Below are 15,203 nucleotides of genomic sequence, written 5' to 3' on the forward strand. Positions count from 1 at the left end.
AAACGAAATGAATATTACGCAACTACTATTCTGGATACTAACGGTGATTGCCATAGGCAGCGCGCTGATGATTGTTACCAGCAAAAATCCTGTTTACAGTGTATTGGGATTGATTGTGACCTTTTTTGCCATATCCGGTCATTATATTTTAATGAATGCGCAGTTCCTGGCTATTGTAAATATCATTGTTTACGCCGGCGCCATCATGGTACTGTTCCTTTTTGTGATCATGTTAATGAACCTGAGCCGGGCTACGGAAACCCTTAAAAATAAATGGCTGCAGATTGTGGGTGCCATTGCCGGCAGCTGCCTGTTCCTGGTACTGATCGCGGCTTTAAAGAATACAGAGGTGAAGAAGAACCTGGTGGAAATGGGTACCGGCGATATCGGGCTGGTGAAAAGCCTGGGAAGGGAACTGTTTACTACTTTTGTGATCCCGTTTGAGATCAGCAGTGTACTGTTCTTAAGCGCAATGATCGGTTCTGTAGTCATCGGTAAAAAAGAGTAGCATCATACAGAACCGGAAACCTGAACCTGAAACGTTAAACCTGAAACTTGAAACTTTTTACATGCCAATAAATTATTACATCACCCTTGCCCTTTGTTTGTTTGCCATTGGTGTGGTAGGGGTGTTAACACGCAGGAACGCCATTATTGTTTTTATGTGTATTGAGTTAATGCTGAATGCGGTGAACCTGTTGCTGGTAGCATTTTCAAAAATGCACCACCTGGCAAAGGGCGCAGCAGCTACGGCGGGTTCCGACGGACAGTTGTTTGTATTCTTTATTATGGTGGTGGCCGCAGCAGAGGTAAGTGTGGGACTGGCGATCATTGTAATGATGTACCGGAATGTGCACTCGATCAATATTAATTTCTTAAACAGGCTGAAACATTAATTGCGCCGGCATTCTTTTTATTATGAATAATGTGTTAGATATCGTTTATTGGATCCCGCTATTACCATTACTGGGCTGTATCATAAACGGGCTGGGAAGAAAAAGTTTATCAAAAGGAGCGGTAGGGTTCATTGGCAGTGGGGTGATCCTGGCTTCATTTATACTCAGTGTGTGGGTGTTTTTCCAGGTACGGGGCGGCAATGTGCATACCGCAGAATATTTCCCTTTTATCAATGTAGGAAACCTGAAAATTCCCTTTGCCTTCCAGATCGATCAGCTGTCTGCCATCTGGTTACTGATCATCACCGGTATCGGTTTCCTGATCCATGTATATTCCACCTCTTATATGCATGACGAAAAGCCGGAGCATTTCGGTCGGTATTTTGCCTACCTGAATCTTTTCGTTTTTTCGATGCTGTTGCTGGTCATGGGCGCCAATTTTGTGATCATGTTCATCGGTTGGGAAGGTGTAGGACTTTGTTCTTACCTGCTGATCGGTTTCTGGTTTAAGAAAAAGGAATACAGCAAGGCAGCCAACAAAGCCTTTATCATGAACCGGGTGGGCGACCTGGCCTTTCTGATTGCCTTGTTTATACTGATCAGCAAACTGGGCACCACCACCTTCAGCGAGATCTTTACAAGTGCATCGCTGGCAAAATTATCCGGCAAAGAGATCACGGCCATTACTTTATTATTATTTGTGGGAGCAACCGGTAAAAGTGCCCAGATCCCGTTATATACCTGGTTACCCGATGCGATGGCGGGTCCTACCCCGGTATCGGCCCTCATTCACGCCGCTACCATGGTTACCGCGGGGATCTATATGATTGCAAGAGCCAATCTCTTGTTTTCAATGGCTCCTGCAACCTTAAATATTATTGCCATCATTGGTATTGCTACCGCCCTGCTGGCCGCCACTATTGCGCTGAAGCAGAACGATATCAAAAAAGTACTGGCTTATTCCACCGTTAGCCAGCTGGGCTATATGTTCCTGGCACTGGGAAGCGGCGCCTATGTAGCTGCGGTATTCCATGTAATGACCCATGCCTTTTTCAAAGCCTTGTTATTCCTGGGCAGTGGTAGTGTAATTCATGCCATGGGTGGCGAACAGGACATGCGCAAAATGGGCGGGTTGTCGAAATACATGAGAATAACCAACCTTACTTTTTTACTGGGCTGCCTGGCTATTGCGGGTATCCCCGGGTTCTCCGGCTTCTTTTCAAAAGATGAGATCCTGGCGGGAGCTTTTGCCAAATCGCCGGTATTATATGCCCTTGGCTTGCTGGGCGCATTACTAACCGCGTTCTATATGTTCCGGTTATATGCCACTACTTTTAAAGGTAAGTTCCGCGGTACGCATGACCAGGAACATCACCTGCATGAAAGCCCTGCAGCCATTACCATTCCGCTGATCATCCTGGCCATTCTTTCGGTGGTGGGTGGATTTGTGGGTGTGCCGGAATTTATGGTACATGGCGCACATGCCTTATCGGATTTTCTGCATCCGGTCTTTAAAGATTCTTATGCCCTGCTGTCTGCGCATGAAGTGGATCATAGCACCGAGTGGGGGCTGGCAGGATTATCTTCCGTGCTTATTATTATAACAGTGATCATTGCCTGGACCCGTTTTTCGAAAAAGCCCGACCTGGAACCCGCTTCCGGCTTTGGGAAAGTACTGGAAAACAAATGGTATGTAGATGAGCTGTACGATGCCGTGATCGTAAAACCGCTGAATCGCCTGGGATCCTTCCTGAATGATGTAGTGGATAAGCGTATTGTAGATGGAGTGGTAAATGGAGTAGGACGGCTGGTGCGCTATAGCAGCCGCCAGTTGCGTTGGATGCAGAGCGGACAAACCGGCTCTTATATTTTGATGATGGTATTGGGAATGGTGCTGATCTTTATTGTACAGTTCTTTTTGAGAAAATAATCCGGAACCTGAACCTGAAATCTGAAACTTGGAACTTGAAATTTGAAATATGATCGCATTGTTGTTGATACTGGTGCCTTTAGTGAGTGGGTTGGCTACTTTTTTAATAAAGAAGGAAGAGCAGGTAAGAACCTGGTCGTTACTGGCAGCCATTGTTACCTTTATCATAGCCATACTTGGTGTGGCGGTATATACCGCGCCTGGTAACTGGACGTTCAGGGCCGACTGGATGGGACTGTTGAACAGCAGCTTTTCACTGAAAGGTGATGGCATGGGCATTATGCTTTGCATGTTAACGGCACTGTGCTATCCGGTTATTTTTCTTTCTACCTGGACTACTGCTTATAAAAAGGTCAATAACTTTTTCGGGTTAATGCTGCTGACTCAGGCGGGGCTGATGGGCGTATTCCTGGCGATGGATGCCCTCCTGTTTTACTTTTTCTGGGAACTGGCCCTGATCCCGGTTTATTTTATTTGTTCGCAATGGGGTGGCGAAAAACGCATTGCCGTTACGTTTAAATTCTTCATCTACACTTTTATTGGTTCTTTGTTGATGCTGGTGGGTATTCTTTATGTATACTCCCGCACGCCGGACCATTCGTTTGATATTACGGCCTTTTATAATTCGGGTCTTTCTATGAAAGAACAGACCTGGTTGTTCTGGTTGTTTTTTGTAGCCTTCGCTGTAAAAATGCCGATATTCCCCTTTCATACCTGGCAACCCGATACTTACCAGCAGTCGCCCACGGCGGCTACGATGGTATTGAGCGCTTTGATGGTAAAAATGGGCGTATTGGGACTGTTGCGCTGGCTGCTGCCGGTGTTTCCTATAGCGTCTTATTTAAATGGGGATACGATTTCCCTGCTGGCGGTAACGGGCATCATCTATGCTTCGCTGATTGCGATGCGGCAGGACGACATGAAGCGGCTGGTAGCTTATTCCTCTATTGCGCATATCGGACTGATGTGTGCCGCTGTTTTCGCAGAAGATAAAAGCGCCATGCAAGGTACCATGATCCAGATGTTTTCCCATGGGATCAATATCCTTGGAATGTGGATGGTGATCGCGATCATAGAACGGAAGTTTGGCACAGTGAAAATATCCGCATTGGGAGGCATTGCTCAAAAAGCCCCGGCACTTACCTTTTTCTTTGTGATCATTGCATTTGCCAATATTGCGTTGCCGCTGACCAATGCTTTTATCGGGGAATTCCTGATGTTCAGGGGCATTGTGGCATCAAGGGTTTCCCAAAATGGGATCGCGATCATGGCCACAGCGGGTGTGGGGATTATTTTGGGGGCCGTTTATACACTCCGGATGGGACGCAAGGTGTTCTTTGGCGAAACCAATGCGCTTACGGTAAAAGGAACTGATATCTCCTTTCAGGAGAAGGCCATTCTTGCGATTATTGTCGGTGCCATTTTAATTGTGGGCATCTATCCGCAACCTTTTTTAAACGCCGTAGATCAGACCAGTCAATCCATTTTAAAAAATTCAGACGTGCTTCCGATGTTGATGAAGCAGAAGCATTAAGAGAAACGATATGAACGCAGTATTATTATCAGGCTTATTAGGTGTTGTGATGATGTTCGCCAGCTTTTTGTTCAAAACAAAGGCTCCGGTGCGCATACTGGCTATTTTGGGCATCCTGCTGTTGCTGGTTGTAAATATTCTGGAGTCGAAGGGTGTCCGGCTCTTTCACCTGGATACAACCGGTTTTCTTTCTTTTAGCAGCTACGCCCTGTTTTTTAATTCGATTGCCATAACCTGTACCCTGGTTTATTTTCTTATTTCCTCTGTGGATATGCAAAAGGTGGGCAATCACTATGCCGAATATTTTGCACTGATCTTTTTTATCCTTACAGGTATTTTCCTGGTTACTTCATTCACCAACCTGCTGATGCTGTTCCTGGGCATTGAGATCATTTCCATTCCTTTGTACATTCTTACCGGTTCAACAAAAAAAGATCTGAAAAGCAATGAAGCGGCTTTGAAATACCTGTTGATGGGGGCTTTTTCAACAGGTATCATGTTGCTGGGTATAGCGTTTATGTATGGGGCAACCGGCACTTTTGATATCGGGAAAATGAATATCGCCGGGCTTGTGAAATCTAACCTGCTTACTGCCGGAATGTTCCTGTTACTGTTTTCGATGTGCTTTAAGGTATCGGTGGCCCCGTTTCATTTCTGGACTCCGGATGTATACGACGGAGCACCGAATGTGTTTACTTCTTTTATGGCTACCATTGTTAAGGTAGGCATCTTTGTAGGATTTTTGCACCTGTTCTATAGTGCCTTTGACCAGGTAGCGCTCCAGTGGAAGCTCTGGCTGGCCATCCTGGCGGCGCTGACGCTGTTTGTGGGTAATATCACCGCAGTGTTTCAGCAAAGCGTTAAACGCATGCTGGCATACTCCAGTATCGCCCAGGCGGGCTTTATGTTGTTTGCCCTGGTAGCACTCAATGAAACCGCTCATGAAGGACTGTTGCTGTACGCCATTGCCTACAGCCTGGCAACCATCGGCATATTTGGGGTGATTGCTAAAATGACGGATTATTCGTTCGACGGGTTTAACGGCCTTGCCACACATCAGCCGCTGGTGGCTTTATGTGTAACCATCTTTATGCTTTCCTTAGCCGGTATACCGCTGTCTGCAGGATTCCTGGCCAAGTTCTATATGTTAAAGGCTGTGATCCAGTCCGGCGATTATCTGTGGCTGGTAATCTTCGGGGTATTGATGGCCGCTGTTAGTGCCTATTACTATTTCAGGGTGATCCAGGCCATGTACTTTAAACAGGGCCCCAATCATTTTTCAGGGATCAGTGTTTTTGAAAAATATGTACTGGTAGGTATTTGTGTACTGATCGTTTTTACCGGGCTGTTTCCCAATGTGATTTTTAGCTGGCTGTATTTCTAGAACAATTTGAAAATATGAAAATGTGAAAATGTGAGAATGGAGATCCGTTCCTGCTCCCTGAACTTCCCTTCGATCGAAAGCTGACATTAAACGTTGAACCTGTCCGTCTCCCCCCGAATGGCGTCCGGCGGGCAGTTAAGCCTGAACTAATTCCATGGTCCCCCAGTCTATATGTCCCCCAAGTAAGGGCAATAGTCGATAGATCATTGGGTATAAATGTTCTAACCTGGAACCTCAAGCAGCAATCAGTTATCAGTTTTCAGCCTTCAGTTAATTATGTCCGGGATTGAAGATTTGCCCTCTTGCGTCGGGTATCAAGGATTTAACCAGGCACTTTAAACGTACACATCTCCCATGGTCCCCCAGTCTTTATGTTCCCCAAAGTAAAGGCAATAGCCGATAGATCATTGGGTATAAAACGATCTAACCAGGAACCTCAAACAGCTTTCAGTGATCAGTTATCAGCCTTCAGTTAATTATGTCCGGGATTATAGATTAGTCCTCTTGCATCAGGTATCCAATGGCCCTAACCAGGAACTTTGAACATACACACCCTTCCATGGTCCGTCCCCCTGGGCCCTATGTCCCCCAAAGCAAGGGCAATAGCCAATGATCACCGGGTATAAAACGGATCTAACCTGAAACTTCCCTTATTCCTGTAACTTAGCAGGGTGAAATTTATCGACACATTGCTGCTTGCATTCCGGACCGTTAAAAGTAACCGGTTGCGTACCGGTCTTACGGTAACCATTATTGCATTTGGCATTATGGCGCTGGTGGGAATCATTACAGCCATCAAGGCCATGAACCAGAAATTTTCCGAAAGCTTTTCCTCCATGGGGGCCAATGGGTTTACCATTCGCTTTAAAGAACGCAATATGAATTTTGGAGGTGGCAGGGGCGATGATCTTGCTGTTTCAAAAAAAGGAAAGAAAGAAAAGCAATCCAATCTCAATAAAGTTATAACCCGCGAACAGGCCGAATATTTCATCAGTCACTATCATTTTCCGGGTGCTGTATCCGGCATTTCAGTATTTGGAGGCCGGAGTAATATCCTGTCGTTTAATGATAAAAAAACCAGTCCGAATGTAGTGCTGATGGGAGGTGATGAAAATTACCTGAACCTCAATGCCTATAAGGTTTTATACGGACGGAATTTTACAGCCGGTGAGGTGAGGGACGCACAAAACTTTTGTATATTGGGGTTTGATGTGGCCAAGAGCTTTTTTGGCGAAGGAATGGACAAAGGCATCAATACTACGGTGCGTGTTAATAATATTCCTTACCGGGTGCTGGGCATCCTGGAAGGCAAAGGTTCCACCTTTGGTTTTAGCAGGGACAACATGGTGATAACGGGTTATCCGAACTGGGCCCGGAACTTCGGCAACTCCGGAACCTCTTATGTAATTGCGGTAAAGGTGAACGATCTTAAGCAGCTGGATGCCGCCATGGGAGAGGCCGAAAGCCTTTTTCGCCCCATAAGAAAAAATGGCATTACGGAGGCCAGCAATTTTGCCATGGACCGGAGCGATAGTGCCGTACAAACGGCCATGAATGTGCTGCGGTACATCCGGTGGGCGGCCATTGTTATTGGCATTATAACGCTGCTGGGGGCCGCTATCGGGCTGATGAACATCATGCTGGTATCTGTTTCAGAACGCACAAAAGAGGTGGGTTTAATCAAGGCGATTGGGGGAAAGAAGCAGTCTGTAAAGACCCAGTTCCTGCTGGAAGCCATCATCATCAGTGTGCTGGGAGCCCTGCTGGGTATTTTGCTGGGAGTCATTGTAGGTAACCTGTTTTCGCTGGTATTACAAACGGGTTTTGTGGTTCCCTGGGACTGGGTGGCATACGGAATTGTCATTTGTACAATTGTGGGACTTGCGGCCGGTATTTATCCGGCAGTAAAAGCCGGCCGGTTAAACCCGATAGAGGCCTTACGCTATGAATGAAAAAACATACTACTGAGGCCATTTTTTTGAATGATGTAAAAATATTGCCGTTCTTAAATAAAATTCTGTCAACACTTTTTTGATTTTTTTGAGTTTTTGTAAAAAACCTTTAACTTCAAACAGTTAAAAAAAAATAATGGCTAAAAACTTTGTTGTTTGATTTTTTTTGTTAGAATTGTACACTCAAACAAACTTGTTCAATATTTAAAAAACTAAAAAAACTAAGATCATGGCTGAGACAAATCAAGCGAAGCCCGTAACGGCTACTACTTCTGTTCAACCTAAAAAAAGCAGTAATTTGATTTCGTGGGTTGCGCCCATTTTGTGTATTGTTGCTGGGTATTGCATATGGCGTTTTGTAATTGGTGCTGACAGTGGGTTTGCACAGCCAGACAGTGCAGGTGGATTTTGGCCTAATCACAAAGGCCCCAAAGGTGCGTTCCACCGTATTTATGAAGGTGGTATCATCGTACCGCTGCTGATCGGTATGCTGTTGATGGTAATTGTGTTTGCTATTGAAAGGTTCCTTACCATTGCTAAAGCGCTGGGAAAAGGAAACAACAGCAATTTTATCCGCAAAGTACAGTACAACCTGGCGAATAAAAATGTAGACGCAGCAATCGCTGAGTGCGACAAACAAAAAGGTTCTGTAGGTAATGTAATGAAAGCAGGTCTGCGTCGTTACAAAGAAATGATCAGCGAAACTGGTCTGGAAACCGAACAAAAAATTGCAGCCATTCAAAAAGAAGTAGAAGAAGCTACCGCACTGGAACTCCCTATGTTACAGAAAAACCTGGTGTTCTTGTCTACAATCGTATCTACCGGTACCCTGATCGCGTTATTAGGTACAGTAATGGGGATGATCAAATCCTTCTCTAACCTGGGTGAAGGCGGCGGCGGTAACGCATCTGAACTGGCGATCGGTATCTCTGAGGCCCTGTATAACACCGCCTTAGGTATCGGTACTTCTGCCCTGGCGTTGATCATCTATAACATGCTTACAACCCGTATTGACAGCATTACTCATGGTATTGACGAATCTGGTTTTACCCTTACTCAGTCCTTTGCTTCTCTGTATAAATAATTTTTATACAGGATCAAAGAATTTTATGGAATAAAACAGATTTTTCGTCTTATATCAAAATAGAGTCAATAATGGCAAAAGCAAAAATACAAAAGAAGTCAACGGATACGGATATGACACCCTTCGTGGATGTGGCGTTCCTGATCCTGTCCTTCTTTATCATGGCTACAAAATTCAAGCCATCAGAGCCAGTTCCCATCGAAACGCCGAACTCTGTTGCATCCCAGGTAATGCCCGATAACAATGCTGTTATGATGAGTATTGATAAGGATAACAAGGTTTATTTTTCGGTGATGTCCAAGTCTGATATTCAAAAAGGCAAGGATCTCATTAAGGAAGCTGCTAAAAGGGCAGGGGTAACCCTTACCGATGCGGACCTGAGTCAGTACCAGGATGGAGAAATGATCGGAATGCCTTTTACTAAAATAAAAGGATACCTGGCGCTTCCTCCCGCTCAGCGGGCAAAAGTTGCCCAGGATGGAATTCCTGTTAAAGATTCTGCCACCAGCGAATTGGTAAACTGGATCGGGGCTGCCAAGTATGTTTTCGCCGGAGAACAGCTGAAGTACCTCGTAAAAGGAGATAATACCTCAAAGTATCCAACCTTTGGTGCAATTATCGATGCTATGAAGCGTAACGATGAGCAGAAGTACAACCTGGTGACTATGCCGCAGGAGGCGCCCGCAGGAACTGAATTGTATCAGGACCGGTTAAAAGGAAAATAAATTCAATTACTTAGTATAACCAGTAAAAAGAAAAAATTATGGCAAGTTTAGATACTGGCGGCGACGAAGGGAAAAAAGGCCCGGGGGTCAAGAAAGCCAAGAAACTGAACACCCGGGTAGATATGACGCCAATGGTGGATCTGGGATTCCTGCTGATTACCTTCTTTATTTTTACGGCTACAATGAGCAATCCTACCACAATGGATTTGAACATGCCGAAGGATACAGACAAGAAGGAAGAAGAAACCAAGATCAAACAATCGGGCTCTTTGTCGGTGATTCTGGCCAAGGATAATAAGATCTTCTACTACGAGGGTGACCTCGATCCAACCGGGTCAAATTTCAAAAGTGCAACGTATAAGGAGATCCGGGATGAAATCATCCGTAAAAAAAGAGACGTAATTTCCCGTTATGTAACCGATCCGGCTTGTGAAAACGAGGCCCGGGCAAAAGGGAAATCCATTGACGATTGTAAGCAGAAGGACTTTTTCGTGGTTATTAAACCCACAGATGATGCTACGTATAAAAACGTGGTAGACATACTGGATGAAATGACCATCAATAAAGTTTCACGCTATGCATTAGTAAAACCTTTCGATACAGAATTAGACGCTGTTCGTTTGTCTGGCGGAGGTAGCGCAGCTGCTGCTCCGGCGGCAACTCCACCAGCTAAATAAAAAATTCCGTATGGAATTTGTAGAAACATGCATCATATTTAAAAACGTAATTAGATAATGGAAGCCAATAAAATTTTATCCTCTGATCTTCTGGATATCGTGTTTGAAGGGCGGAACAAAGAATACGGAGCATACGATCTCCGCCGCACCTACAATAAACGGGTCTGGAAAGCGCTGGGTATAACAGTACTAGCCGCTGTGGTTATTGCTGGTCTGGTGGTGCTGAAAAGCCAGATGAAATCCCCGGTTCAGGAAAAAGTAAAGATGGAGGAAGTAACCATTCAGGAAATTAAGCAAGAGGAAAAGAAGGATGAGCCACCACCGCCGCCACCTCCTCCGCCTCCAAAGCAGGAGCCACCTCCAAAAATTGAAACTAAAGCGTTTACTCCTCCCAAAATCGTAAAAGATGAGGAAGTAAAAGAGCCGCCTCCGGTTCAGGAAGAGTTAAAGGATACCAAGATCGGTACCCTTAACCAGGAAGGTGTTAAAGATATAGGCATCGTTGTTCCTCCGGCAGGTGTGGATGGTGGTAAAGGGATTGTGGAAACAAAACCAGTAGAAAAAGAACCAGAGATCTTCACCAAAGTGGAAAAAGATGCACAGTATCCGGGTGACTGGGGACGGTATCTGACCACTAACCTGAGAGGGGAAGTACCCGTGGAAAACGGCGCTTCACCCGGTAACTACCAGGTAATTGTTCAGTTTGTTGTGGATGTACAAGGCAACGTGAGCGATGTGAAGGTTATTAAAGATCCCGGGTTTGGAATGGGTGCAGAAGCTGTACGCGTAATTAAAAAATCCGGTAAATGGAAACCCGCTATCCAGAACGGACGGGAAGTAAAAGCTTACCGGAAACAGCCGATCACCTTCCAGGTAACAGAAGGATAGGTCCTGATCATATTGAATTTGAAATCCTCATTTGTAAAAATGGGGATTTTTTAATGGTATAATTGTTGAGGTTTATTTTCATCATTTTTTCTCTGATTCTTTATTTGTTCATTATCTAAAACAAAACAGGATGGCAAAGGAAAAAAAATCGACATCAAAAAAAGGCGGCGCTTCCGGGAAAGATTCCAAAAAAAAGACCAAGGGAAAAGCTGACCGCACTGCTTCGGAAAAAGTAGCATTGAAAAAATCAGCTGCTAAAAAACCGGATTCAAAAAAGAAAAAGGACCATGTTTCCAAAAAGGCAGAGAAAAAAGCAAAGAAAGAAGTTGCCGGAAAACTAAAGCAAAAAGCAAAGGAGTTAAAGAAGGCCATTAAAAAGGAAAAAAAGAAAGCAGCCCGTTCAGCACCCGTTCGCACGGCTCCGGAAGGTCAAAAGCCTGCTGTTGCTGCTGCAAAGCCGAAAACGACCAGTAAACCTGCGGCAAAGACAGTAGTCTCAAAAGCTCCGGCAAAAAAAACGGCTGCAAAAAAGGTAGCGGCCAAAGCCGCGCCATCTGCCGGTAAAAAGGCGGCACCCAAAAAGAAAGCAACAGCGTTGTCAACTGCCGCAAAAGCAGCCGTTAAAAAAGCCCCTGCTAAAAAGAGTATTGCAAAACCTGCAGTCAAAAAGAGTGCTGCAAAAAAAGCTTCAAAACCTACAGCAAAGGGAGTAAAAACAACTTTGCCCGCGCGGGAAGAGCCAATTATCTCTGCACCGGTTATGGAACCCTCTGAGTTAAGTGAGGTGGCCGATATTAACAAGGAAGCGATCGATAAACTTTTGCCGGAAAATGAGGCTGCTGCATCCGGCACAGCAGCACAACCAGATCCGGTTCCCGATGCATTTAAAGAAAAGCCGCGTGACCCCATCCATGGTCCCAATGATCCGATGCCGGGAAAGGGGATGAATGTGCCATTGCCCAAAAAAACCCTGGGCGGCTCCAGGAAAAAATAATCAAGTCAATATGTAACAAAACCCGCAATATCGGCGGGTTTTATTTTTTAAGCGCCAATGATAACCGTAATTGTAACCGGGGGCACCGGGATGATTGGAACGGCGATTGTAAACCAGCTGTTACAAAGCAGGTACCAGGTGGTGGTATTTACGCGTAAAAAAGCGCTGGGGGGGCACATTGAAGGCGGATTGTCTTACCGCTACTGGAATGTGGACAACGGGGAAATTGACCGGGAAACGGTACTGCAGGCGGATGCGATCATCCACCTGGCCGGGGCGGGGGTAATGGACCGCCGCTGGTCTGCCAAACGAAAAAAAGAAATCATCGATAGCCGTGTGCAAAGCGGGCAATTACTTGTTGATACCCTGCGAAGCGGCTCCAACAGGTTGAAGGTACTGGTGAGCGCTTCGGCTACCGGCTGGTATGGTGCAGATCCGGAGGTGCCCAACCCGCATCCATTTACAGAAGACCAGCCGGCTGCACCGGACTTTTTGGGCAACTGTTGCCGGGAATGGGAGGAGTGCACCCGGGTGCTGACGGATGCAGGAATCCGCGTGGTGCACCTTAGAACCGGCATTGTACTGGGGCGGGGTGGCGGCATTCTGTTAACCTTAGAACAGGCCTTTAAATGGCGGCTCGCTGCTGTACCGGGTAATGGCCGGCAGATGATCACCTGGATCCACCTGGGCGACCTTGTAAACCTGTACCAGGCGGCTATAGAACAGGAATTATACAAAGGTCCGATCAACGCGGTGGCTCCCCATCCGGTTTCTAATACGCAACTGGTGCATGCGTTGGCAAAAGCAAAGTTTGGGTCTGCTTTTATAACCATTCATATACCAGCTATTGTTCTGAAAGGGATGCTGGGGCAACGGGGAAATGAAGCACTGAAAAGCGTTACGGTAAGTGCTGGGGAGCTGCTTGCGTGCGGGTTTAAATTCCATTATCCGGATATAGATTCAGCCGCCCGGGCGCTGATGACCGGATCAGGTTTTTAGATCGGTGCGCTGATAGTACCGGAAGATTCCATAGATAATTATAAACCCATAGATGGCGGCAGTAATGAGCAGGCTTAGGTCTGAGACGGTACGGAGTTCAATAACAGCAGGCTTAAAGGGATTAGGAACCAGGGAATCGGTACTCTCTAATGGAAGAAAATAACCAGCCTGTCCTTTGCGGAATGTAAGCGCCAGCCATAACAGGTTATCGATAACGAATACATATCCAAAATAAAGCACGATCGCCAGCCCGGTTCGTTTAACAAGGATGGCAACGAGGAAGGCCACCAACAGGTACAGGGTTGCCATGATCGCATAATAGCCTACATAATGCACATTCTCAAATATAGCCGCAGAAGAAAGGTCGGGTGTAAATAATAATCCGCAAATCAATCCGCACAGAAACACCATAATGGTAGTGCTAATTACAAAAAAGACCAGCAGGGTTAGTTTAGCCTTGATATAATCCATGCGGCTCCAGCCATCAATAATATTTTGGCGGTGCGTTCTGTATTGCACTTCGTTTGTGATCAGCAGGATAAAAAGCATGCCGATAATGACAAAGAACATACCGCCAAACCATGCAGCGCCATGCCAGGTATTGGGAAATACAAAAGGGGAACTGAACATCCGTTTCAACACGGCGGCTTCAATACTTTTACCGGCGATTTGCTCAAACTGACGCATGAATTGATGCGCCGTCAACAGGAACATCGATGGAAGAAAGATAAAAAAGGAGCCAAAGAGGATCCAGAAAGTGCGGTAGCTTTTTATTTTCAGCCATTCTGTTTTAAAAAGTTGTAACATATGGGAGTTGTTAGTGTGAGTGATGGGGATGCCGGGTTTTAAAAATAAAGCGTGTAATTACTGGTCGCTGCTGGATCCGGTGATTTCCAGGAAGCGTGTTTCCAGGCTTTTCTTTTTAAGAGCCAGGTAGCTAAGTGTAATCCCTTTTTCAAAGCAATACCGGTTTACCCGTTGAGGAGTCAGGTCTGCTGTGCCGGTGAGCTGGAGCATTCCCTGTTTTGCGAGCACTTCTTTTACCGGTTGTAAACCGGCAATGATTTCCTGTAGCTGTGGCAGGTCTTCTGCGGTGATTTCAATGATGGTTTCTGCCGCCGGCCCACCCATATGCAATACTTCATGAACCGTTCCGCTTGCCTTAATCATTCCCTTTTGAATAATGGTTACATGGGTACATACTTTTTCTACCTCATCCAGTATATGACTGGCTATAATAATGGTTTTGCCGGAAGCATGCAATTGCCGGATCAGTTGCCGGATCTCCGCAATTCCGGCCGGATCCAGTCCGTTGGTTGGCTCGTCCAGCACCAGTACCTCCGGATCTCCAAGCAGGGCCGATGCGATGGCAAGGCGCTGCTTCATCCCCAGCGAATAGGTGCTGAATGCAGATTGCCGGCGTTCGAACAGGTTTACGATTTTTAGCACCCGGGGAATGTCGGCTGTGCTGCTGCCTTTGATGGAAGCGGCTATTTCCAGGTTGCGTTCTGCACTGAGATAAGGATAAAAGTTTGGCGTTTCCAGCAAGGTGCCGATCCGCTTCCGCTGATCTTCGTTGCCGCTTTGTCCATTCCATAAATAACTGCCGGAACTGGCGTTCAGCACCTGCATCACAATGCCCAGCAACGTGGTTTTTCCGCTGCCGTTCGGGCCAAGGATACCGTACACCGCTCCCGGAGGTACTTCAATATTTACCTGGTTCAAGGCCTGTACCGTGCCGTAGTTTTTTGAAAGGTTATGGGTCGTTAATACATGCATACCTCATTGGTTTAACAGATTCAAATGTATTACTAATTGATCCCACACAAGAAATAAAATCGGCAAAGCAACGGCCGGAACAGGTAAACGCCGGCCGCCATCTTCCGGAGGCCTTGCTGTAAGCCATGGGAGCCGGGTATCAGGCGTAATGCGACGGTGAAAATCAATACGGCACACAGATTCAGTACAGGAACAGCCCTGCTTTTCCGGCCCTTTGTTTTTTGCATCTTGCTGTTTTTATCCTTACCTTCACAGTAGATAGTTGTTTATCTAACTAATTGTTGTTTGTATACGATTTCGATAAAAGGTTGCCGGGTACCGGATGGCGACGGAGCTGTTTTAAAAGGCAGCATGGTTGCTA

At 45.9% G+C, this 15,203-nt stretch carries 14 protein-coding genes; 12 read left to right on the forward strand and 2 right to left on the reverse strand.

Annotated features, from left to right (window positions below; translation table 11 throughout):
- Window positions 1-7 precede the first annotated feature (7 nt).
- The 12 genes from Q1V85_RS01015 to Q1V85_RS01070 all read left to right on the forward strand — a co-directional run bounded on the left by Q1V85_RS01015 (window position 8) and on the right by Q1V85_RS01070 (window position 13,063).
- On the forward strand, window positions 8-508 hold the full coding sequence (locus tag Q1V85_RS01015; protein WP_235555711.1) for an NADH-quinone oxidoreductase subunit J: 501 nt from the start codon (window positions 8-10) through the stop codon (window positions 506-508).
- Window positions 509-569: 61 nt separating this feature from the next.
- A complete protein-coding gene (nuoK, locus tag Q1V85_RS01020; RefSeq protein WP_300596520.1) occupies window positions 570-896 on the forward strand; it encodes an NADH-quinone oxidoreductase subunit NuoK in 327 nt (108 codons plus the stop codon).
- Between the two features lie 22 nt (window positions 897-918).
- Window positions 919-2,826, forward strand: a complete 1,908-nt coding sequence (gene nuoL, locus Q1V85_RS01025; RefSeq protein WP_300596522.1) for an NADH-quinone oxidoreductase subunit L — start codon at window positions 919-921, stop codon at window positions 2,824-2,826.
- A gap of 49 nt (window positions 2,827-2,875) precedes the next feature.
- Window positions 2,876-4,360 (forward strand): NADH-quinone oxidoreductase subunit M, encoded by a 1,485-nt coding sequence (locus Q1V85_RS01030; RefSeq protein WP_300596524.1) that lies wholly within the window; start codon window positions 2,876-2,878, stop codon window positions 4,358-4,360.
- 10 nt (window positions 4,361-4,370) lie between these two features.
- Window positions 4,371-5,744: an NADH-quinone oxidoreductase subunit N gene (locus Q1V85_RS01035; protein ID WP_300596526.1), complete on the forward strand. Its 1,374-nt coding sequence runs from the start codon at window positions 4,371-4,373 to the stop codon at window positions 5,742-5,744.
- A 671-nt stretch (window positions 5,745-6,415) separates the two neighbouring features.
- Entirely contained in the window at window positions 6,416-7,696 is a 1,281-nt protein-coding gene (locus tag Q1V85_RS01040; protein ID WP_300596528.1) for an ABC transporter permease, read from the forward strand.
- Between the two features lie 229 nt (window positions 7,697-7,925).
- Window positions 7,926-8,780 (forward strand): MotA/TolQ/ExbB proton channel family protein, encoded by an 855-nt coding sequence (locus tag Q1V85_RS01045; protein ID WP_300596530.1) that lies wholly within the window; start codon window positions 7,926-7,928, stop codon window positions 8,778-8,780.
- A 71-nt stretch (window positions 8,781-8,851) separates the two neighbouring features.
- Window positions 8,852-9,505, forward strand: coding sequence for a biopolymer transporter ExbD (locus Q1V85_RS01050; protein ID WP_300596532.1), 654 nt, complete (start codon window positions 8,852-8,854; stop codon window positions 9,503-9,505).
- Window positions 9,506-9,543: 38 nt separating this feature from the next.
- On the forward strand, window positions 9,544-10,182 hold the full coding sequence (locus Q1V85_RS01055; protein ID WP_300596534.1) for a biopolymer transporter ExbD: 639 nt from the start codon (window positions 9,544-9,546) through the stop codon (window positions 10,180-10,182).
- A gap of 57 nt (window positions 10,183-10,239) precedes the next feature.
- Window positions 10,240-11,070 carry an energy transducer TonB gene (locus tag Q1V85_RS01060; RefSeq protein WP_300596536.1) on the forward strand — a complete coding sequence of 277 codons (831 nt, stop codon included), beginning with the start codon at window positions 10,240-10,242 and terminating at the stop codon, window positions 11,068-11,070.
- 130 nt (window positions 11,071-11,200) lie between these two features.
- Window positions 11,201-12,064 carry a hypothetical protein gene (locus Q1V85_RS01065; protein ID WP_300596538.1) on the forward strand — a complete coding sequence of 288 codons (864 nt, stop codon included), beginning with the start codon at window positions 11,201-11,203 and terminating at the stop codon, window positions 12,062-12,064.
- Between the two features lie 57 nt (window positions 12,065-12,121).
- Complete coding sequence (locus tag Q1V85_RS01070) at window positions 12,122-13,063, forward strand: TIGR01777 family oxidoreductase (RefSeq protein ID WP_300596540.1); 942 nt, start codon at window positions 12,122-12,124, stop codon at window positions 13,061-13,063.
- Here Q1V85_RS01070 and Q1V85_RS01075 read toward each other — a convergent pair.
- Both Q1V85_RS01075 and Q1V85_RS01080 read right to left on the reverse strand, forming a co-directional pair.
- Window positions 13,052-13,870: an ABC transporter permease gene (locus Q1V85_RS01075; protein ID WP_300596541.1), complete on the reverse strand. Its 819-nt coding sequence runs from the start codon at window positions 13,868-13,870 to the stop codon at window positions 13,052-13,054. The genes Q1V85_RS01070 and Q1V85_RS01075 overlap by 12 nt on opposite strands.
- 57 nt (window positions 13,871-13,927) lie before the next feature.
- Window positions 13,928-14,842 carry an ABC transporter ATP-binding protein gene (locus tag Q1V85_RS01080; protein ID WP_300596543.1) on the reverse strand — a complete coding sequence of 305 codons (915 nt, stop codon included), beginning with the start codon at window positions 14,840-14,842 and terminating at the stop codon, window positions 13,928-13,930.
- Window positions 14,843-15,203 lie beyond the last annotated feature (361 nt).

The sequence above is a fragment of the Niabella sp. genome (assembly GCF_030150205.1).
In the GTDB taxonomy this organism is placed as follows: Bacteria; Bacteroidota; Bacteroidia; order Chitinophagales; family Chitinophagaceae; genus Niabella.